Here is a 21763-nt window from a genome sequence, read left to right as displayed (position 1 = left end):
AGGACCGGAGGAGAAGAATGGATGCTTTAAAGCTGTTTCAGGAATATATGGGGACCGGACTGATCGTTCTGTGGTTCCTGGTGAGTCTGCTGTATCTGTGGCTCACAGAGAAAAGAAAATATATCCGGGTGATGTTTCTTTATGTGCCGTTAGTATTGCTGCTTGTCTTTTTTAATCCGCTGGTGGCGAAGATCGTCTCTCAGATGGCGGATGGGGAAATCTATTACCGGATCCTGTGGTTGTTGCCTGTGACACCGGTGATTGCTTTCGGTACGGTGCAGCTTTGTGGAAAACTCGCCGGTAGAAAAAGATATGTGGGGATAACGTTGGCTATTGTGCTGTTTACGATATCCGGCAGTCTGATCTACAGGAATCCCAATTTTCAGAAGGCGGAAAATGCGTATCATGTACCCCAGAGCGTTGTGGATATCTGTGATACCATTGAGGTTCCGGGCAGAGAAGTCATGGCGGCATTCCCGGGAGAACTGCTGCAGTATGTGAGACAGTATTCCAATGTGATTTGTATGCCCTACGGCCGGGACATTATGGTGAGCAAGTGGACGGTGCAGAATGATCTTTATGATGTTATGGAGCAGGAGGTCATTGATGCACAGGAGCTGGCAGAACTGGCCAGAGAAGAGGCCTGTGCCTATGTGATCCTGTCGGAAGATAAAAAACTGGTGGGGAAGATGCAGGATCAGGAATTTGAAGAATTCGGAAGAATGCACGGATATGTGATCTACAAAGATTCCACAGTGGATCTGTATTACTTTATGAAGGAATGAGATTTCAGGGAAAAACAAGTGGCTCCCGGAGCAGCAAAGTAACTGGCTGCTTCGGGAGCCTTTTTTGACCGGAATTATTTTTCCTGGGATGCATAATCCTTGGAATAGTAATTCAGGAAGTATTCAAAACGTTTGGCGATGAGCTTACGTCCTTTTACATTCAGGTGCAGATTGTCGACAAGATATTCATCGGCATTGTCTTCGGTAATGCTGCCGTACAGGTTATCCATGAAGGATACGCTGTGGATATTGGCGGAGTAACATTCCTTGATCACATAAGTGGATAAGACATCACGGCCGTTGTAAATATACATATCGGAGCTTACATAGTCGCCGTTCTCATCCACAGCATATGCATAGGTCGGAGACATAACGATAATGCGGATCTGGGGGTAATAGTTCTGCAATACTTCAATGCTGGCCTCCAGATTGCCGGTAAACTGCGTGGGATCCGTGGGATTCTCATCACTGTACATGGCGTTGCCGGACAGATAATCGGTAGCATCATACATAATGGCAACGGTGTCGATCGTGTTGAAATCCAGAGTTTTCAGTGTGTTGATTACTTCCTCTGCTTCGGCCGGTGTCTTGTCGCCCAGAGCATTGGCTGCATCGGTGTAGTAGCCATCCAGAGGAACCCCAACGGCCAGGTTCACCAGCCAGTAGAGACAGTAAGCATCCATGGGGGCAACGGTGGGGTCGTAGTTTAACTGCTGTGCAGCAAGGTAACTTCCGCTGATGGAACAGTTATAAACGGTGGTATCGGTCTCTTTGGCGATCAGATTGGCCAGATTGTCGGAAGAGTCCCTGTCATCTGCGAAGGGAGCATTTCCGAAGACAACGATATTGGAAGCATCATTAATGATCATCTGACCGTTTTCGTCGGTCAGGGGAAGGATGGAATCCCAACTGTCGTCGTAGGAACCCTGTCCGTCCTTGAAGATGTCGGACTGGCTGATCCTCTGTCCCCAGTGTGTGACGCGGTATCCTACCACGCCGACAACAATAAGAAGCACGAGAGCAAACAGTACGTGAAAATTCAGAAAGCGCCGGATACCGGCAGGGGCCACAGACTCTTCGCCCTCAGGGATTTCTTCATCGGCATCTACGTAAAGGTCTTCTATGTCGTCATCGGAATCGGTATGGAAATTGTGCACAGAACCGGAACGAGTATTCCCGGAATGGAAATTACCAGAATCTGTGTCTTGCATTGTGTCGTTTTCCAGATCTACAATCTCAATATCCGGCATGTCATTCACAGAAGATGCGTGGATATTATGGTTGTTATTGTTTCGTTTCATGTATTCTCTCCGTTTCAGGTAATTCAATAATGTAGTGGTAAAAAGAGTTATATTGATTTTACTATTATACGAAAAGAAAGTCCATAATATTAGAAAGATTTAAGAAATTCTGAAGAAATGGGTGAATGCCTTGATGTGGGGAAAATACAATGCTATAATGTTACGGAATTGTTACACCGAGAATTATGAGCAGAAGGGATAGATCAGATGAAAAAATTATTTAACCATACAAAACGTCCGGACCGTAACTGGGAAGAAGACGTACAGGATGGTTACGATTGGGACGAGGAAGAATATACCGGAGAAGACGACGGCGAGGAATACTATGCCGACGAAGAAGAGTATCCGGAAGAGACTGACGGCGAAGAGTACTATGCCGATGAGGAAGAATACACCGGAGGAGACGACGGTGAAGAGTACTATGCCGATGCGGAAGAGTACACCGGAGAAGACGACGGCGAAGAGTACTATGCTGATGAGGAAGAGTACACCGGAGAAGAAGACGGCGAAGAGTACTATGCTGATGAGGAAGAGTACACCGGAGAAGAAGACGATGAGGAGTACTACGCCGATGAGGAAGAGCACACCGGAGAAGAAGACGGTGAGGAGTACTACGCTGATGAGGAAGAGTACACCGGAGAAGAAGACGATGAGGAGTACTATGCCGATGAGGAAGAGCACACCGGAGAAGAAGACGGTGAGGAGTACTATGCCGATGAAGAAGAGTACACCGGAGAAGAAGACGGTGAGGAGTACTATGCCGATGACGTGGAGTACATCGAAGAGAGTGACGATGAAGAGTATTATGCCGACGAGGATTACGAGGAAGAGCCGGCTCCCACGGGCAGGAGAAAGACCGGGGGCAAAAAGCAGGGCGGAATCGCTGTAATCTGGACAAAATTCCTGAACCTGAGTACCATGGACCGGATCATGGCAGCTACCGGAGTGGCGGTACTGATTCTGGCTATCGTGACCGGAAGTGTCTATGCCAGTGCCCGGGCAGTGGATGGACAGGTATCGGAGTTCGTCAGCGTGGGAACACAGCTGGACGGCATCCAGATGATCGGTGAGCAGGGACTTCTGGCAGTGGCAGACGCACAGATGGCAAAGATCGCGGCAGCCAATGCGGTAGAAGAAGATCCGGAAGAACAGAAGGAATATGAAGAGGCAGAGTACACCAACGGCGGTACGGTAGAACTGGAGCTGGTCTCTGTACAGAAGGATCTGAAGATCAAATTTAACAATAAAAAGACCGGCAAGCTGATCTCCAACGTACCCTTCAGCGTAACCATCACAGATCCCAACGGCAAGACCGAGACCTGGACTGATGACGATATGGACGGTATTATCTATAAAAAGGGTATTACGCCGGGGAATTACTCCGTAGCGGTAAACGCACTGACGGATGATAAATACAAGGACTATGTTCTGCCGACAGCAGCACAGAAAGTAGAAGTAAAGAAAGATATCGCCTATAAAAAGGTCGATGTCTCCAATGAGATCAAGAAAGAATCTGAGATCAATGCTGCAAAAGAGGATACACAGATCAAGGATACTACTGTAGAGTCAACACTGCAGGATACTGTGCAGTGGGTGGCAAGTACCGCGACTGCCAATACTTATAAAGAAGTATCCAAGGATACCATTACCGATCCGGAGACCGTAACGGTGGCTTACAGCGGTAAGTTCCTGCGGATGGCAGAAGTGTCTCCTACAGCGGAACCGACAGCAGAACCTACAACAGAGCCCACAGCAGAACCTACAAAAGAACCGACAGTATCCCCGACTGCAGAGCCCACAGCGACTCCGACAGTAACCCCGACGGCAACAGCAACCCCGGCGGCAACAGCAACCCCGACAGCGGCCCCTACGGCAACCCCGACAGCGGCCCCTACGGCAACTCCTACAGCGACTCCTACGGCAACCCCTACAGCGACTCCGGCGGCGACAATTACTCTGGATAAAACGGCAGTGACGACTTATCAGAAGGCAACGGATACAGTTACCGCAAAAGTCAGCGGAAGTGGAACCGTAAGTGCGGCTTCCAGCGATACCGGTATAGCAACTGTGGCTGTAAGCGGCAAGACCATTACTATCACCGGTGTGAAAGCGGGAAGTGCTACGGTAACGGTAACGTATACAGAAGGCAGCAACAAGGTGGAAGCCAAGTGCACAGTAACAGTAAAGGCTTCCAATGCGAGAGAAGATAAAACTACCAAGCTGAAAGACAAGAGCGGTGTACAGCTGTATGTACAGGATGGTGACAGCTATCGTGAAGCAGTCTATGCGGATTACTTTACTGCCTCTAAGTTCTTTATCAAAGGTGATGTGAAATACACCGGATGGCAGACACTGGACGGAAAGCTTTATTTCTTTACAGCGGATGGCAACAAGGTTACCGGAGAACAGGTCATTCAGGGCGCAAAATACAATTTTGCCAGTGACGGATCTCTGGTAGTTGGTTCCGGCACCATGGGAATCGATGTGTCCAAGTGGAATGGAAAAATTGACTGGAACGCCGTGAAGAATTCCGGTGTCAGCTACGTGATCATCCGTGTGGGTTATCGCGGTTCCTCTCAGGGAGCACTGATCGATGACCCTACCTTCAAGACCAACATCAAGGGAGCTACGGCAGCAGGACTGAAAGTGGGTGTATACTTCTTTACCCAGGCAGTGGATGAGGTCGAGGCAGTACAGGAAGCCTCCATGGTACTGGATCGTATCAGCGGTTACAAGATTTCCTATCCGGTATTCCTGGATGTGGAAGGAAGCGGCGGAAGAGGTGATAAGATCGATTCCGCTACCAGAACGGCAGTATGTAAGGCATTCTGCAATACCATTCAGAATGCAGGATACACCGCAGGTGTGTATGCCAACAAGACCTGGCTCAGCCAGAAGATGGATGCAAGTGCACTGAGTGGCTACAAGATCTGGCTGGCCCAGTATGCAGCAGCACCCACCTACACCGGACGCTATGATCTGTGGCAATACAAATCCACAGGAAAAGTCAGCGGCATCAGCGGCAATGTGGATCTGAACCTCAGCTACCTGGGATATTAAGATTTGCAATAAAGCCCAGACCGACTGCTTGCAGGCGAGGCTGGGACTTTATTAGCAAATCAAACACACATGAGCATGTAGGACGATAGTCCGGAATGCGAATGGGTGTCACGGGTCCGAGAGCACGAAGTGCGGAGGAGCCGTGTTAATACCCAGAGCTGCGGATGTCGATAGTCCGGAATGCGAATGTGTGTCACGGATCCGAGAGCACGAAGTGCGGAGGAGCCGTGTTAATACCCGGCGCTAAGAATGCCGATAGTCCGGAATGCGAATGTGTGTCACGGGTCCGAGAGCACGAAGTGCGGAGGAGCCGTGTTAATACCCGGCGCTAAGAATGCCGATAGCCCGGAATGCGAATGGGTGTCACGGGTCCGAGAGCACGAAGTGCGGAGGAGCCGTGTTGATATCCTGCTTGTTTTATGGTAAAATACCCCTATCTATAACAAAAAATGTGCGCTTCGCGCAGAACGGAGAAAAAATGAGAACTTATCTGGTAACAGGAGGGGCCGGTTTTATCGGTTCCAACTATATTCATTACATGTTTAAAAAATACGATAATGAAATCCGTATCATCAACGTGGATGCACTGACCTATGCAGGCAATCTTGAGAATCTCAAGGACGTGGAGAAGCGTGAGAACTACACCTTTGTCAAGGCTAATATCTGTGACAAGGATGCCATCAGCAAAATTTTCGCAGAGAATGATATCGACCGTGTGGTACATTTTGCGGCAGAAAGCCATGTAGACAGAAGTATCCGCAACCCGGAGATCTTCGTACAGACCAATGTCCTGGGTACTGCAGTGATGCTGAACTGTGCCAAGGCAGCCTGGGAGCTTCCCGATGGCAGCTTCAAAGAAGGCAAGAAGTTCCTGCATGTATCTACAGATGAGGTCTACGGATCTCTTCCCGATGATGACAATGCATTCTTCTATGAGACCACTCCGTATGATCCCCACAGCCCTTACTCCGCAAGTAAGGCAAGCTCGGACATGCTGGTGAAGGCATATATGGATACCTATCATTTCCCTGCCAACATTACCAACTGCTCCAACAATTACGGTCCTTTCCAGTTCCCTGAGAAGCTGATCCCTCTGATCATCAATAATGCATTGCATGGCAAAAAGCTTCCGGTCTACGGTGACGGTAAGAACGTCCGTGACTGGCTGTATGTGGAAGACCATGCTAAGGCTATCGATATGGTACAGGAACAGGGAAGACTGTTCGAAACCTACAATGTGGGCGGACATAATGAGAAGCAGAATATCGAGATCATCCACATTATCATTGAGACTCTGCAGGAGATGCTTCCGGATTCCGATCCCCGCAAGGCGCATATTAACAACGACCTGATCACTTACGTGGAGGATCGTAAGGGACATGACAGAAGATATGCCATTGCACCGGACAAGATCAAGGCAGAGATCGGCTGGTATCCCGAGACCATGTTCAAGGAAGGCATCCGCAAGACCATCGCCTGGTACTTCGAGCATGAAGACTGGATGAATAATGTGACCAGCGGTGATTACCAGAAGTACTACAATGAGATGTACGAAGAAAAGTAAAGAATACCTGTTAAATGGGAACGATGAACGTCGTTCCCATTCGGTGTGTTAAAAAACAAGTAAAAAGAAGCCCGAAAAGGGCGGATCGGAGGACGAAATGAAAGGAATTATACTGGCGGGAGGTTCCGGAACCAGACTGTATCCCCTGACAAAAGCGATTTCCAAGCAGATCATGCCGGTGTACGATAAACCCATGATCTATTATCCCCTGTCAACACTGATGCTGGCAGATATCAGAGAGGTATTGATCATCTCCACCCCAAGAGACCTTCCGGTATTTCAGGAATTGCTGGGAGACGGCAGCCAGCTGGGCATGCACCTGGAATATGCGGTGCAGGATCAGCCCCGCGGGCTGGCAGATGCCTTTATCATCGGTGCGGATTTCATCGGTAATGACAGAGTGGCACTGGTACTGGGAGATAATATTTTCTACGGACAGAGCTTTTCCGCAGTATTGCGCAGAGTAGCTGCCAGAGAAAAGGGCGCAACTATTTTCGGCTATTATGTGCGTGATCCCAGAGAATACGGTGTAGTGGAATTTGATGAGAACGGCAAGGCACTTTCCATCGAGGAGAAGCCGGAGCATCCCAAGAGCAATTATGCGGTTCCCGGACTGTATTTCTATGACAATGCTGTAGTGGAGATCGCAAAGAATGTAAAGCCCTCTGCAAGAGGAGAGATTGAGATCACCAGCATCAACAACGAGTACCTGAACAGAGGCAGTTTACAGGTAGAGACACTGGGAAGAGGCTTTGCATGGCTGGATACCGGCAATCATGATGCCCTTCTGGATGCGGCAGATTTTGTGGCGGCTTTCCAGAAGAGACAGGGTCTGTACATTTCCTGTATTGAAGAGATCGCTTTCAAGCGAGGATTCATTGACAAAGAGCAGCTGCTTGCTCTGGCAGAGCCGCTGCTTAAGACGAACTACGGAAAATATCTGGTAGAGGTAGCAAATGGACTCTAAGCTGCGGAAAATGGCGATTCTGGCCTCCATGGCGGTGATCCTGCTGGTGGCACTGCTGGTCATGTATGTCAACAGGGAGCAGTTTACGGCAGCTTCCGGACCGCCGGCATCCGGCACTCAGAATGCCGGAGCGGGTGACAGTGCATCTCCGGCGGAAAATGGCGATCAGGCAGAAGAGACGGTCTCACCGGATGGTCAGATCGGCAATGATCTGAAGGCATTTTTAAAAGATAATACGTTTTTTGATCAGGAAGTAAATCCAATTCTGGAAGCTGCAAAGGATAACAGCAACCGTCTATCTCTGGTAGCCACCTCCATAGAAAAGGATCTGCGGATCCAGATCGTGGACAACGAAGGAAGTCCGGTGACCGGGGAGAGCTTCTACGTACGACTGGACGGTTTGGGAGATTACAAGGATCTGGATCAGGACGGTATCATTTACATTGGAGATCTGGATTCCGGAGACTATTATATTGAGCTCCTTCCCATTGAGGGATATAAGGTTCCGGTCAGTGAGACAAGAGTTCACGTCAAGGATAAAGTGGAGTTTCTGGCCATTGACGATATTTCCCTGTTGATCAAGACGGAGGATGAAGTGGATGCAGAAGCCGAGGACAGCGCCGTGGCAGGTGCTCTGGCAGATGCGGACAAGACAGAGATCCAGAAGCTGCAGACCACGTCCGGTAACGCAAAGGTCGGTATCGATGTCTCCAAATGGAACAAGGAGATCGACTGGGATAAGGTGGAAAACGCAGGAGTGCAGTTTGCCATTATCCGTGCCGGATACCGCGGTTCGGTAACCGGAAGCCTGGTGGAAGATCCCATGTTCGTGACGAACATGAAGGGTGCACAGGCCGCAGGAATTCCGGTGGGCGTATACTTTTTCACCCAGGCTGTGGATGAGAAGGAAGCTGTGGAAGAGGCTTCCGCGGTGATCGAACTGATCCGGGATTACCGGCTGAACTATCCGGTATTTATCGATACCGAAGGTGCGGGCGGTAACGGCCGTGCGGACAGTCTGGATGCGGAGACCAGAACACTGGTATGTGAAGCGTTCTGCAGGACCATAGAAAATGCCGGATACATGGCGGGTGTCTATGCCAGCCGTAACTGGTACAACAATAATCTGCAGACAGCAAGACTGGAAAACTATCATATCTGGCTGGCAGAGTATCGCAGTGTTCCGTTATATCAGGGATATTATAAGACCTGGCAGTATACCTCCAAGGGAAAAGTGGACGGCATCGAAGGTCGTGTGGACATGAATATCACCTACGAATAGTCAATAAAAATAGAGAGTGAGGACGAAATAAATGGGTAAAATAACAGTAGAAACCTGTGAAATTGAAGGATTAAAGATCATTACTCCTACGGTATTCGGAGATGCCAGAGGATATTTTATGGAGACTTACAATTATAACGATTTCAAGGCTGCGGGAATTCCTGAGGTGTTCGTACAGGACAATCAGTCCGCTTCCAAGAAGGGTGTATTGCGTGGACTGCATTTCCAGAAACATTTTCCTCAGGACAAGCTGGTGCGCGTGATCCGCGGAGAAGTCTATGACGTGGCAGTGGATCTGCGGGAAGGTTCCAGGACTTTCGGCCAGTGGTACGGAGTGCTTTTGTCTGAAGAGAACAAGAAGCAGTTCTTTATCCCGAAGAATTTTGCACATGGTTTTCTGGTACTGTCGGATTATGCGGAATTCTGCTATAAATGTACGGATTTTTATCATCCCGATGATGAGGGCGGTATTGCTTACAATACACCGGATATCGGTGTAAAATGGCCGATTCCAGAAGGCATGGAACTGACGCTTTCCGAGAAGGATACCAAGTGGGGCACATTGGAACAGTACGTGAAGGAAAAAGAGAATGAAGGTAAGTAAAAAAGCGGGCATTGCCCTGTTTGTGACAACGGCAGTGATCATGGCAGTACTTATTGTATTCCATAAGAATCTGGGACCTGCGGCGGATCCGGGTCAGGAACTGGCCAAGAAGATCATTTCCTGTGTGGTGATCGCGGCGGCATGCTTTGCTTTTATTCACTGGTATGATAAATTCACCGGACTGCCGGTGGAGCTGTTCCAGAACCGGCATCTGATCTGGAAACTGGCCAAAAATGATTTCAAAAAAAGATATGCGGGATCTTATCTGGGTGCGGTATGGGCTATGGCACAGCCGGTGGTCACGGTGGCTATGTATTACATTGTTTTTGATAAGATCATGGGTAATACGAGTACTCCCCTGCGGGAGGGTGTGGAAGTACCCTTTGTATTGTTCCTGACGGCTGGGCTTGTACCCTGGTTCTATTTTAGTGAGGCATTAAACAATGGAACCAATGCGCTGCTGGAATATAACTATCTGGTGAAAAAAGTAGTATTTAAGATCAGTATCCTGCCTATCATCAAGATTATTGCAGCCACCTTTATTCATGTATTTTTTGTGTGTCTGCTGTTGATTGTGGCAGCAATTTATGGGTATTATCCTACCATATATACGATACAGATCGTATACTATAGCTTCTGCCTGTTCATTTTTGTACTGGCACTCAGCTATACGACTTGTGCAGTAGTAGTATTTTTCCGGGATCTGTCTCAGATCATCAGTATCGGATTGCAGATCGGCATGTGGGCCACTCCTATTTTGTGGAATCTGGATTCCCTGTCCGGCAATTGGATCACGATTCTGAAGCTGAATCCGCTGGTGTATATTGTAAACGGTTATCGAAGTGCTATTTATGAGAAGGAATGGTTTTTCCAGGATTTCTTTTCCACCATGTATTTCTGGATCGTAACGGTAGTACTGTTCGGGTTGGGAGCCGTTATTTTCAAACGATTGAAGGTACATTTCGCAGACGTGCTATAATACGAATGATTGTTACGATTTCGAGAGTTCGAAGAACGGAGAAATCGTATTATAAAAAACAGAGCATAGCAAAACTTTTATAGATGAAGAACCTTGTGGGGAGGAGCTGCATTACAAAACTGTTGTGGGGAAAACAGAAAGGGTGAAAGTAATTGAAGGGTGCTCGTGAAAAATTTAGAAAATTTTGGTTATGGAAGCCGGGAAAGATCCTGCTGGCCGTGGGATGCTGCGGACTGCTGCTGTTGACGCTGATTCCATTGTTTCGTCTGACAGTCTATGCGGTTCCGTATTATGATGATTACAATTTCGGAAGATTTGCCAGAGCTGCCATGGAGCAGGAACAGTCAAAATGGGCTGCCATCTCCGGTGCACTGGATTGCTCCAGAACGCAGTGGTATGCGTGGCAGGGAACCTATTCTTCTATTTTCTTTATGGCATTGATGCCGGCAATCTGGGGAGAACAGTATTATTTCCTCGGTCCAGTGTTCATCCTGCTGCTATTGCTGGCGGGTACCATGATATTTACCCATGTGATCCTGCGGAAAGTACTGGGCATGGAAAAGTGGACCGGCCTGGCAGCACAGGCAGTGATTACAGTGGCAGTCTTTATGTTTATTTATTCCGCACAGAGTGGCTTCTACTGGTATAACGGCGGAGTTCATTACGTGGGAATGCACGGCTTTGGATTGTTGATGTTGTCTGTGGCAATCTGCCTGGAGAGAGCAGAAGGAAGAACTGCTACCGGGCTGCTATTTACGGCCTCGGTGCTGCTTTCCATGATCACGGCCGGAAGCAATTTTGTCACGGCATTGCAGGGACTTTTATCGCTGTTGACGATTCTGTTTGTAAGTGTGGTAGTGGAACACCGGAAAAAGGGACTGTGGCTGTTGCCTGCTACGCTGGTATACATTATAGGATTTGGGCTGAATGTAGCGGCACCGGGCAATTCCGTGCGGGCCCGCAGCTATGTCGGCTGGGGATACAGTCCCCTGGAGTCCATCGGCAGATCTTTTCTGGAAGGAGTAAAACATCTTCCAGAGTTTACGGGATCTATTGTTCTGATGGTAATGGTGATGCTGTTACCCCTGATCTGGCAGGCACTTAAGGAGACGGAGTATCGTTTCCGGTATCCGGGAGTCGTACTTCTGTGGTCCTTCTGCCTGTATGCCACCGGTTACACCCCAAGCCTGTATTCCCTCGGACATGCCGGATTGTCCAGAACTCTGAATGCGGTGAAGATCACATATTTATTGCTGTTGTTCCTGAACGAAATATACTGGTGTGGCTGGCTGCAGCAAAGACTGCAGAAGAAGGCATCAGGCAGCACGGCAAGATGGCTGGCGAACTGGAACGGAGCCGCAGTGTGGTGGTTTTATGCGATTATGGGTCTGGAATTTATCATGATCTTTCAGGTGTCACCCAATCAGGCAGGACATTATTCGGCTTATGGGGCCTATTACTATGTGCATACCGGAGAAGCGTATAATTTCCATCAGGAATATCTGGAACGGGTGGAGAAGCTATTGGGAGATGAGGATGATGTACAGCTGCAACCTTATCACTACAAGCCCTGGTTTTTGTGCATGGGAGACCTCTCGGAGGATGAAAATAACGAGGCCAACCGTTCTCTGGCCATATGGTATGACAAAGACAGTGTAACGCTGATAAGCGAGGATTAAAATTGATGCAGGAAAAGAAAAAGCTGGCCATTGAAGTCGATAATGTCCAGAAGATCTATAAACTATATGATAAGCCCTCAGATCGGATGAAGGAGGCTTTCGGCTTCGGAAAAAAGAAGAAGCATAAGCTTCACTATGCCCTGAAGGGGGTGGACATGAAGATCTATCAGGGAGAAACGGTGGGTATTATCGGTACCAACGGTTCCGGTAAATCCACGATCCTGAAGATCATCACCGGTGTATTGAATCCCACTTCGGGAAGAGTGCTGGTAAATGGCCGTATTTCCGCTCTGCTGGAGCTGGGTGCCGGATTCAATATGGAATATAACGGCATTGAAAATGTGTATCTGAACGGGACGATGATGGGATTTTCCGAGAAGGAGATCGAGGCAAAGCTTCCGGAGATCTTAAGTTTTGCGGATATCGGAGATTACGTCTATCAGCCGGTGAAGACTTATTCCAGCGGTATGTTCGTCCGGCTGGCCTTTGCGGTGGCCATCAATATCGAGCCGGAGATCCTGATCGTGGATGAGGCTCTGAGTGTCGGTGACGTATTTTTCCAGGCAAAATGTTATCATAAATTCGAAGAATTCAAGAAGATGGGCAAGACCATTGTGTTCGTCAGTCATGATCTGAGCAGTATCAGCAAATATTGTGACCGTGTATATCTGCTGAATCAGGGAAATATCCTGGGCGAAGGCAGTCCCAAGGCTATGATCGACACCTACAAGAGGGTATTGGTGGGACAGTATGATGGCCCGGAGAGTGTGGGAGAAGAGACTGCCAGTCTGCTGGATGATGAAGACCTGCAGAGAGTAGCTGCCCAAAAAGCAGATGAGAAGGGGACCGATGCTTCCCAGGCTTCCATGGAGGCCAAGGGGCAGAATCCCAATGCCCTGGAATACGGTACGAAGCAGGCACAGATTGAGGAATTTTACATTACGGATGACAGAGGGGTTCCCACCAATGCGATCCTGAAGGGCAGTATGTTTACCATCCATATGCGGGTTCGTTTTATGGATCATATTCCGGCCCCCATTTTTGCATTTTCTGTAAAAAACGTCATCGGTGTGGAGATCACCGGTACAAATACCATGATTGAAAAGGCTTTTCTGGACAGCGTGGAGCCGGGAGAGGTGAAAAATGTGACTTTTACCCAGAAGATGAACTTACAGGGTGGTGAGTATCTGCTGTCTCTGGGAGTGACCGGCTACAATCAGGATACCTTCGAGGTATATCACAGACTGTATGATGCCTTGAATATTACGGTGGTATCGGACAAGAACACCGTAGGATATTATGATATGGATTCCGAAACAAAAGTATGGGATGCGGAGGAGAAGTAAGGAATGACAGAGACCATCGGGAAGATCACACTGAATCTGGATAAATATCCCGGCGAGGATTATTATTGCGACGGCAGTGTGGAGGACGAGATCTTAGACATTGTAAAAAAATACAGTACGGTGGAATATGACAGGATCATTGCGGAGCGAAAGAGCTGGCCGATCCTGTATCATTTGTCTGCTCTCCGGGAAAATATCGTGGATTTCCTTCCCATACAGAAAACAGAGAAAGTGCTGGAAGTGGGCAGTGGATGCGGAGCCATCACGGGTGCACTGGCAAGAAAAGCCGGGGAAGTGACCTGTGTGGATCTCTCGAAGAAGCGCAGCCTGATCAACGCCTACCGCCACAGCGAATGTGAAAATGTGACGATCCATGTGGGCAATTTCACGGATGTGGAACCGGAACTTCCCGCAGACTATGACTATATCTGTCTGATCGGTGTTTTTGAGTACGGACAGGCTTACATAGGCGGCAAGACGCCTTACGAGGATTTCCTTAAGATCCTGCAGAAGCATCTGGCACCGGACGGCAGGATCGTGATTGCCATTGAGAACAAATACGGATTGAAATATTTTGCCGGATGCAAGGAAGATCATCTGGGCAGCTGGTTTTCCGGCATTGAAAATTATCCGGAGGGCGGTGTGGTACGCACGTTTTCCCGGAAAAAGCTGGAGCGCATTTTCGATGCCTGCGGTGTGGGAGAACGCAGTTTTTATTATCCGTATCCCGATTATAAATTTATGACCACAGTCTATTCCGATGCTTATCTTCCAGGACGTGGAGAGCTGTCCAACAATCTGCGGAATTTTGACCGGGACAGAATGCTGTTGTTCGATGAGAAGAGTGCTTTTGACGGAATTGTGGAGGAAGGATTGTTTTCCGTTTTTTCCAATTCCTATATGGCGGTGATCGGAGCACCTCTGGATCTGAAATATGCCAGATATTCCAATGACCGTGCGGAAAGCTTCCGGATCCGCACCGAGATCCTGCGGGACAAGGAAGGCTGTAAGACGGTCCGAAAATATCCGCTGACAAAAGAAGCGGAAGCCCATGTGCGTCATATGCCGGAGGCTTATGAAAAATTGAAGGAACGGTATGCGGGAAGCAGTCTGGATGTCAATGTCTGCCATCTGAGAGAAGAGAACGGCATACCTTATGCGGAATTTGAGTTCGTGCCGGGCAGACCGCTGTCGGAACTGATGGACGAATGCCTGGACAGGCAGGATGTGGAGGGATTTCACAACCTGTTCGCAGAATATCTGGAGAGAGTGGGCTACGGGGAGGATGTGCCGGTGGCGGACTTTGATCTGATCTTTGCCAATATTCTGGTGGATGGTGACCACTGGACACTGATTGATTATGAATGGACTTTTGACCGTCCCATAGAGACCAGAGCTCTGGCCTTCCGGGCTGTATACTGTTATGTACTGGAAGATGAAAGACGTAATGCACTGGAACTGGATCGTATTCTGGATCGTCTGGGCATCACGGAAAACGAAGCCAGACAGTACAGAGAGCAGGAGATGGAATTTCAGAAATATGTGACCGGACAGAAATTGTCCATGGGTGAGATCCGCAATCTCTTAGGCGGCGAAATTTATAAGCCCACGGAATGGATCGGACGGTTCCGTCAGACGGAGGGAGAACTCAGGGTACAGATCTATGAGGACAAGGGACAGGGATTTTCCGAAGAAAATTCCTATTTCCCGGAGAACGTCTATGCAGAGGAAAAACAGGCGGAATTTACGGTGAATTTCGATGGAAATGTCCATTATTTACGGCTGGATCCGGCCATGTGCGCCTGCGTGTGTAAAATCCGGGAGCTTACCATGAACGGACAGCCGGTTCCTGTGCAGGACAAAAAGATCGTTACCACCAATGGAAAAATCTTAAAGTCCGCAGACGGTGCGGAGCATCCCAGCGTGGTATTTCCCACGGAGGATCCGAATCTGACGATCCGTGTGGATGCATTGGACAGAAAGGCAGAGAACATCCTGACTGTGAAAATGGAGATCGTGCAGATTCCCCTTGCTGTGGCAAGTGACATGGTGGGAGCGGTGAAAAAATTTTTCTAAGGAGACAGGAAACTTGAGCATTCGGACGTCAGTAAAGCAGATGCTTGTCAGACAACAGGATAAAAAGTATGAAGCAGAACTGGCAAAGCTGCGGGTGACCTACGCGCAATGGGCTGCGGAGCAGGAAAAAAAGATTGCGGAAACAGTGGTCACAGAGATCGGGGAAAGAGCCGGTCTTGCGGAATTCGTGATCTACAGGCAGCAGAAAGGACAGCTGGCGGAAAATGCTGTGGAGCGGATCAATGCGTATTTTGTGAAGCATCCGGAGGCAGAGATCGTCTATGGAGATGAAGATCTGCTGTCAGAGAACGGAGAGCGTGTGATCCCCTGGTTTAAGCCTTGCTGGGCTCCGGATACCTACCGGGCTTTCTTCTATGTGGGAAGCGTCGTGGCAGTGCGGAGCAGACTGTTGCAGAAACTGGGGGAGCCCGGGGCTGTGACAGAAGGAGAGAGCACCGGCAGGGAAATAGTATTTTCGAAAGCGGAAGAGATCCGTCCCCTGATGGACCGGCTGTTTCTGGCGGCCGGTGGATTTGAGAGAGGCTGTCATACCATTGGACATCTGGAAGAAGTGCTGTTTCACGGCACTTTTGGTACTGCGGGAATCGGACTGCAGGGACCGGCAGAAACCAGCCGGGAGAAAGCGGAAGATGAGCAGAACCCCTGGGAAGAGTACCGGACGGCAGCGGAATCCGCAAAACTGTCCGTGGAACTGGCGGCCAAAGCGGCAGAGGAAGCCAGAGAACTGTTCGCCAGAGAGCTTAGGGTCTCTGTGATCATTCCTTCCAAAGATAATCCTTCCGTACTGGGAAAATGTCTGCGGTCGCTGACGCAACGCCCGGAGGGCAGTGTTCCGGTGGAAATCCTGCTGATAGATAACGGAAGTAACGAGGAAAACAGGAAAAAAACAGAACAGCTGGTGGAAGAAATCCGGACAGCCGGAACACCGATCCGGTATGTATATGAGCCTGCGGAGTTCAATTTTTCCACCATGTGTAATCGTGGCGCAGAACTGGCAGATGGCAAGCTGCTGCTGTTCTTAAATGATGATATTGAATTATGTGAGAATGACTGGCTGGATAAAATGGTGTCCAGAGCCTTGCAGCCTTATGTGGGCAGTGTGGGACTGAAACTTTATTATCCGGATTCCGTGAAGATCCAGCATGACGGCATTGTCAATCTGCCGGTGGGACCGGTGCATAAGCTACAATTTATGGAGGATGACAGAAGCTACTATTTTGGACGGAACCGTTTTACACAGGATTGTGTGGCCGTGACGGGAGCCTGTCTCCTGATCCGGACAGAGGTGTTCCGGGAGGCCGGAGGATTCCGGGAAGTGTTGCGGGTAGCCTATAATGATGTGGAACTGGGCTTCCGGCTTCTGGAAATGGGATACTACAATGTGGTGTGGAACGACCGCTTTGCATATCACCATGAATCTCTCAGCCGGGGAAGCGATGAAAGTCCTGAGAAAATGCAGCGTCTGGTACAGGAGAGAGAACTGCTCTACCAGATGCATCCACAGTTCCGGGGAGAGGATCCTTTTTACCCGAAGGGGCTGAACCGGGAGGGACTGGACAGCCGTGTGGTTCCGGCATATCTGACAGATCGGAATGTTTTACAGGAGCCTTTCTGGAAAAGGGGACTTCCTGGCGGAGAGGAATTACAGAAGATCCGCAGGGATAACTGCCTGATGGCCAGAGTAGAGACAGCGGGACCGGAGCGGATCCAGGGATACAGTGTAATTCTGGGAGACGATAATGCCTGCTATGAAAAACATCTGTTGCTGATTCCCTGTGGGGAAACAGAAGAACAGGATGTGTGGTCCATGCAGTTGATGCCTGCCTACCGACAGGAACTGGAGGAAAATCTTCCGGATCAGAAAAATGTGGCATTGGGCGGCTTTTGTGTCCTCAGAGAAGGAGAACAACTGCCGGCGGGAAACTATACGATCGCTGTTCTTGTGGTGAATCGTGTCAGCAAGCTGAAACTTTGGAATACTACGGGAAAATATCTGACCGTAGAGCTTCCGGCAGCAAAAGAATAAAACAGATGCATGATCCGCTAAAATGCGGTGAAAGCATCACGGAGGAGACATATGTCAGAGAGCAACACCGAGATCAATTATAAGGAAGCCTACGAGAGAGAGCATGAAAAATGTGCGGATCTGGCGGACAAGATCGTAGTACTGGAATCGGAGAAGGAAGATCTGCAGTTCAAACTGGACCGAATCAAGAAAAATAAATTCTGGAAGGCTACAGGACCTGCCAGAAGTGTGATCCATTTTGCCCAGAGACAGAAGGAACGGCTGTCTCATTGCGGTGGTCCCAAAGATATTCTGCGGAAGATCCGTAACAAGAGTCACCAGAAGAGCCTGATGGAATCCTACGGTACCGGAAGCTTTCCCGATGCGGAGCAGAGGAAGAAAGAGGAAGAAACGGTATTCCCCTATATGCCGAAGATCAGTATTCTCGTGCCGTTGTGGAATAACAAGAGAGAGTTCCAGATACAGATGCTGGACTGCGTCATGAACCAGACCTATCAGAACTGGGAACTGTGTCTGGCGGACGGTTCCGATGCGGAACATGCTTACATCGAAGAACTCTGCAAGGAGTACGCGGCGAAATCAGATGGCCGTATTGTATATAAGCACCTGGACCATAACGGAGGTATTTCCTACAACACCAATGAGTGTTACAAGCTGGCCACCGGAGACTATATCGGGCTGTTCGATCAGGATGACATTCTGCATCCTTCCGTATTGTATGCCTATGTCAAGGAAATCAATGAACAGGGTGCGGATTATCTGTACTGTGATGAGACCACCTTCCAGGAGGACAATATTAATAAAATGCTGACCATGCATTTTAAGCCGGATTATGCACCTGATAATCTGCGGGCCAACAATTATATCTGTCATTTCAGCGTCTTTTCCAGAAAACTTCTGGAAGGCGAGGAACTGTTCCGTACGGCTTTTGACGGTGCGCAGGACCACGATATGATCCTGCGTCTGACGGACAGAGCACAAAAGATCGTACATGTGCCCAGACTGATGTATTACTGGAGAAGCCATGCGGGCAGTACCGCCGCCAGTATTGACGCAAAGCCCTATGCCATCGAGGCGGCAAAGGGTGCCGTGGCGGATCATCTGAAAAAGCATGGATTCAAACATTTTCAGATCACCAGTACCAGAGCCTGTGCCACAATTTTCCGGATCCGCTATCAGATTCTGGGAGATCCGAAGATCTCCATCGTGATCGCCAACAAGGATCACGTGGAAGATCTGAAGAGATGTATTACTTCTATTCAGAAGAACAGCACCTGGAGCAACTACGAGATCATCGTGGTGGAGAACAACAGCACCACACCGGAAATCCGGGATTACTATTCCCAGCTGCTGGGATTGTCCGGCAATGATTCCTACGCAGAAAGATGCAAGCTGCATACCGTCTGCGGTCATGACGGCGGGATTCTGCACAGCGAGGACGGCCGGATCTCTGTGGTGACCTATCATGGTGACTTTAATTATTCTGCTGTAAATAATCTGGGAGTATCCTATGCCACCGGAGATTATATCCTTTTGCTGAACAATGATACGGAAGTGATCACTGCCAACTGGATGGAAGAGATGCTGATGTATGCACAGCGGGAAGATGTGGGTGCCGTAGGTGCAAAGCTGTATTATGCGGACAAGACGATCCAGCATGCCGGTGTAGTCATCGGACTGGGGGCACATCGCACCGCAGGACATACCCATTATCGTATTCCGGTACAGAACCTCGGCTACATGGGACGCCTGTGTTATACCCAGAATGCCACGGCAGTGACCGGAGCATGTCTGTTGGTGAAAAAGAGTCTGTATGAGCAGGTGGGAGGACTGGACGAGAGCTTTGTGATCTCTCTGAATGACGTGGATTTCTGCCTGAAACTGCGCAAACTGGGACTGCTGAATGTATGGACCCCTTTTGCGGAACTGTATCATTATGAATCTATTTCCAGAGGTCTGGATGATCAGGGAGAGAAGGCGGAGCGTTACAACAAAGAATCCGAGCATTTCCGTGAAAAATGGAAGGCAGAGCTGGAAGCAGGAGACCCCTATTACAACCCGAATTTCTCTCTGGATCGCAGTGACTACGCGCTGAGAGATCCGGTTAGCGGACGTTAAATTGCTCTTTTCAGTAAAGGTAATCTATGGTAAAATAATGGCGGAGAGCGTTTACTGAAGAAAGATAAAGATAGCGATAAAACAGGAGGATAGGAAAATGAGTTATATGGACGAACTGAATTTCTGGTTGAATGATGATTATTTTGACCAGAAGACCAAGGATGAACTTCTGGCAATCCGCAACAACGAGGCAGAAGTGGAAGATCGTTTTTACAAGGAACTGGAATTCGGTACCGGCGGTTTACGTGGCGTGATCGGTGCAGGAACCAACCGCATGAACGTATATACCGTTCGTAAGGCAACTCAGGGTCTTGCTAATTATATCATTAAGCGCGGCACCCAGAGCAAGGGTGTGGCTATCGCATTTGACTCCCGCCGCATGTCTCCCGAGTTTTCCGATGAGGCAGCAAGATGTCTGGCAGCCAATGGCATCAAGGCATACATTTTTGAATCTTTAAGGCCTACCCCGGAACTGTCCTTTGCCCTTCGTACGCTGGGATGTACCGCAGGTATCGTAGTGACCGCAAGCCACAACCCTCCTGAGTACAACGGCTACAAAGTATACTGGGAGGACGGCGCACAGGTAACCGCTCCTATCGATAAGGACATCATCACCGAAGTACAGGCCATCAAGGATTATCATACCGTGAAGACCATGAGCAGAGAAGATGCGGAAAAAGCAGGCCTCTATCAGGTGATCGGTAAAGAGATCGATGACAAGTACATGGCTGAGCTGAAGAAGCAGATCATTCATCCCGATGTTATTCAGGAAATGGCTGATGACATCAAGATCGTATATACTCCGTTATGCGGTACCGGTAACAAGCCGGTAAGACGTATCCTGTCCGAGCTGGGATTTAAGCACGTCTATGTAGTTCCCGAACAGGAGAATCCGGATCCAAACTTCACCACACTGGATTACCCGAACCCTGAGGATCCCAAGGCATTTACATACGCACTGCGTCTGGCCAAGGAGAAGGATGCGGACATCGTTCTGGCAACCGATCCCGATGCAGACCGTCTGGGTGTGTATGCCAAGGATACCAAGACCGGCGAGTATGTGGCATTTACCGGTAACATGTCCGGTATGCTGATCGCAGAATATATCCTGAGAGAGAAGACTGCTACCGGCGCTATGCCCGAGAATCCCGCACTGGTAACCACCATCGTTACCACCAATATGACCAAGCCCATCACCGAAGCTTATGGTGTAAAGTTGATCGAAGTACTGACCGGCTTCAAGTTCATCGGTGAGCAGATCAAGTTCTTCGAGCAGACCGGCAGCAACAATTATGTATTCGGTCTGGAAGAGAGCTACGGCTGTCTGGCAGGTACTCATGCAAGAGATAAGGATGCAGTTGTAGCAGTTATGTGTCTGTGTGAAGTGGCGGCTTACTGCAAGAAGCACAACATGACTCTGTGGGATATGATGGTATCCATGTATGAGAAATACGGTTACTTCAAGGAGACCCAGTACACCATTACCATGAAGGGTATCGACGGTGCAAGACAGATCGCCGAGATCATGGATAAGCTTCGTAAGAATCCGCCCAAGGCATTCGGTGACCTGAAAGTGGAGAAATTCCGTGACTATCTGAACGATGTAGTCATCGACATGGAGAGCGGCGAGAAGACCACTACCGGACTTCCCAAGTCTAATGTCCTGTATTTTGAGCTTCCCGACAATGCATGGTGCTGCGCCCGTCCTTCCGGAACCGAGCCCAAGATCAAGTTCTACATGGGTGTTAAAGGTAACAGCATAGAGGATGCACAGGCCAAGGTAGAGAAGCTGACCGAGGATGTAAAGGCTGTACTGTAACCACCATGAGCAAATAGCATGCAAGTATGTTATTCAGGAAAGCTCTGGAAGAGCGATTTTGCGAATGGGGTTCTGAATAGTTAATGTTATTTTTAAGAGCGAATCGCCCGGGAAGGGCGATTTGCTCTTTTATAAA

The 21763-nt window shown here is 49.0% G+C and carries 14 protein-coding genes; 13 read left to right on the top strand and 1 reads right to left on the bottom strand.

What is annotated here, in order from left to right; genetic code table 11:
* The first annotated feature begins 17 nt into the window (after positions 1–17).
* Positions 18–785, top strand: a complete 768-nt coding sequence (locus tag OCV96_RS03090; RefSeq protein WP_022312211.1) for a hypothetical protein — start codon at positions 18–20, stop codon at positions 783–785.
* A 74-nt stretch (positions 786–859) separates the two neighbouring features.
* Here the strand turns inward: OCV96_RS03090 and OCV96_RS03085 are convergent, their stop codons facing one another.
* On the bottom strand, positions 860–2086 hold the full coding sequence (locus OCV96_RS03085; protein ID WP_227731955.1) for an SGNH/GDSL hydrolase family protein: 1227 nt from the start codon (positions 2084–2086) through the stop codon (positions 860–862).
* A 207-nt stretch (positions 2087–2293) separates the two neighbouring features.
* Here OCV96_RS03085 and OCV96_RS03080 point away from each other — a divergent pair, with 207 nt between their 5' ends.
* From OCV96_RS03080 to OCV96_RS03025, 12 genes are all read left to right on the top strand, one after another.
* The gene (locus OCV96_RS03080; protein ID WP_262593463.1) at positions 2294–5146 is read left to right on the top strand and encodes a GH25 family lysozyme; all 2853 of its coding nucleotides are present in this window, start codon (positions 2294–2296) and stop codon (positions 5144–5146) included.
* A 478-nt stretch (positions 5147–5624) separates the two neighbouring features.
* The gene (gene rfbB, locus OCV96_RS03075; RefSeq protein WP_118502337.1) at positions 5625–6710 is read left to right on the top strand and encodes a dTDP-glucose 4,6-dehydratase; all 1086 of its coding nucleotides are present in this window, start codon (positions 5625–5627) and stop codon (positions 6708–6710) included.
* 97 nt (positions 6711–6807) lie between these two features.
* Positions 6808–7677, top strand: a complete 870-nt coding sequence (gene rfbA, locus OCV96_RS03070) for a glucose-1-phosphate thymidylyltransferase RfbA (RefSeq protein WP_022313580.1) — start codon at positions 6808–6810, stop codon at positions 7675–7677.
* Positions 7667–8959 (top strand): glycoside hydrolase family 25 protein, encoded by a 1293-nt coding sequence (locus OCV96_RS03065; RefSeq protein WP_262593462.1) that lies wholly within the window; start codon positions 7667–7669, stop codon positions 8957–8959. Before rfbA ends, OCV96_RS03065 begins: the two co-directional genes overlap by 11 nt.
* Before the next feature lie 31 nt (positions 8960–8990).
* The gene (rfbC, locus tag OCV96_RS03060; protein ID WP_117467090.1) at positions 8991–9563 is read left to right on the top strand and encodes a dTDP-4-dehydrorhamnose 3,5-epimerase; all 573 of its coding nucleotides are present in this window, start codon (positions 8991–8993) and stop codon (positions 9561–9563) included.
* Complete coding sequence (locus OCV96_RS03055) at positions 9550–10542, top strand: ABC transporter permease (RefSeq protein WP_227063619.1); 993 nt, start codon at positions 9550–9552, stop codon at positions 10540–10542. Before rfbC ends, OCV96_RS03055 begins: the two co-directional genes overlap by 14 nt.
* Positions 10543–10694: 152 nt before the next feature.
* Entirely contained in the window at positions 10695–12221 is a 1527-nt protein-coding gene (locus tag OCV96_RS03050; RefSeq protein WP_262593461.1) for a hypothetical protein, read from the top strand.
* A gap of 5 nt (positions 12222–12226) precedes the next feature.
* Positions 12227–13567, top strand: coding sequence for an ABC transporter ATP-binding protein (locus OCV96_RS03045; RefSeq protein ID WP_262593460.1), 1341 nt, complete (start codon positions 12227–12229; stop codon positions 13565–13567).
* Positions 13568–13570: 3 nt separating this feature from the next.
* Complete coding sequence (locus tag OCV96_RS03040; protein ID WP_262593459.1) at positions 13571–15643, top strand: class I SAM-dependent methyltransferase; 2073 nt, start codon at positions 13571–13573, stop codon at positions 15641–15643.
* 13 nt (positions 15644–15656) lie between these two features.
* Positions 15657–17690, top strand: coding sequence for a glycosyltransferase family 2 protein (locus tag OCV96_RS03035; RefSeq protein WP_262593458.1), 2034 nt, complete (start codon positions 15657–15659; stop codon positions 17688–17690).
* A gap of 51 nt (positions 17691–17741) precedes the next feature.
* Positions 17742–19808 carry a glycosyltransferase family 2 protein gene (locus OCV96_RS03030; protein ID WP_022313588.1) on the top strand — a complete coding sequence of 689 codons (2067 nt, stop codon included), beginning with the start codon at positions 17742–17744 and terminating at the stop codon, positions 19806–19808.
* A 97-nt stretch (positions 19809–19905) separates the two neighbouring features.
* Positions 19906–21627: a phospho-sugar mutase gene (locus tag OCV96_RS03025; protein WP_117467082.1), complete on the top strand. Its 1722-nt coding sequence runs from the start codon at positions 19906–19908 to the stop codon at positions 21625–21627.
* Positions 21628–21763 lie beyond the last annotated feature (136 nt).

Origin of the sequence: Waltera acetigignens, from assembly GCF_025567015.1 — a bacterium.
In the GTDB taxonomy this organism is placed as follows: Bacteria; Bacillota; Clostridia; order Lachnospirales; family Lachnospiraceae; genus Acetatifactor; species Acetatifactor acetigignens.
The sequence above is the reverse complement of the archived record's forward strand: the minus strand, read 5'-3'. Positions and strand labels throughout refer to the sequence as shown.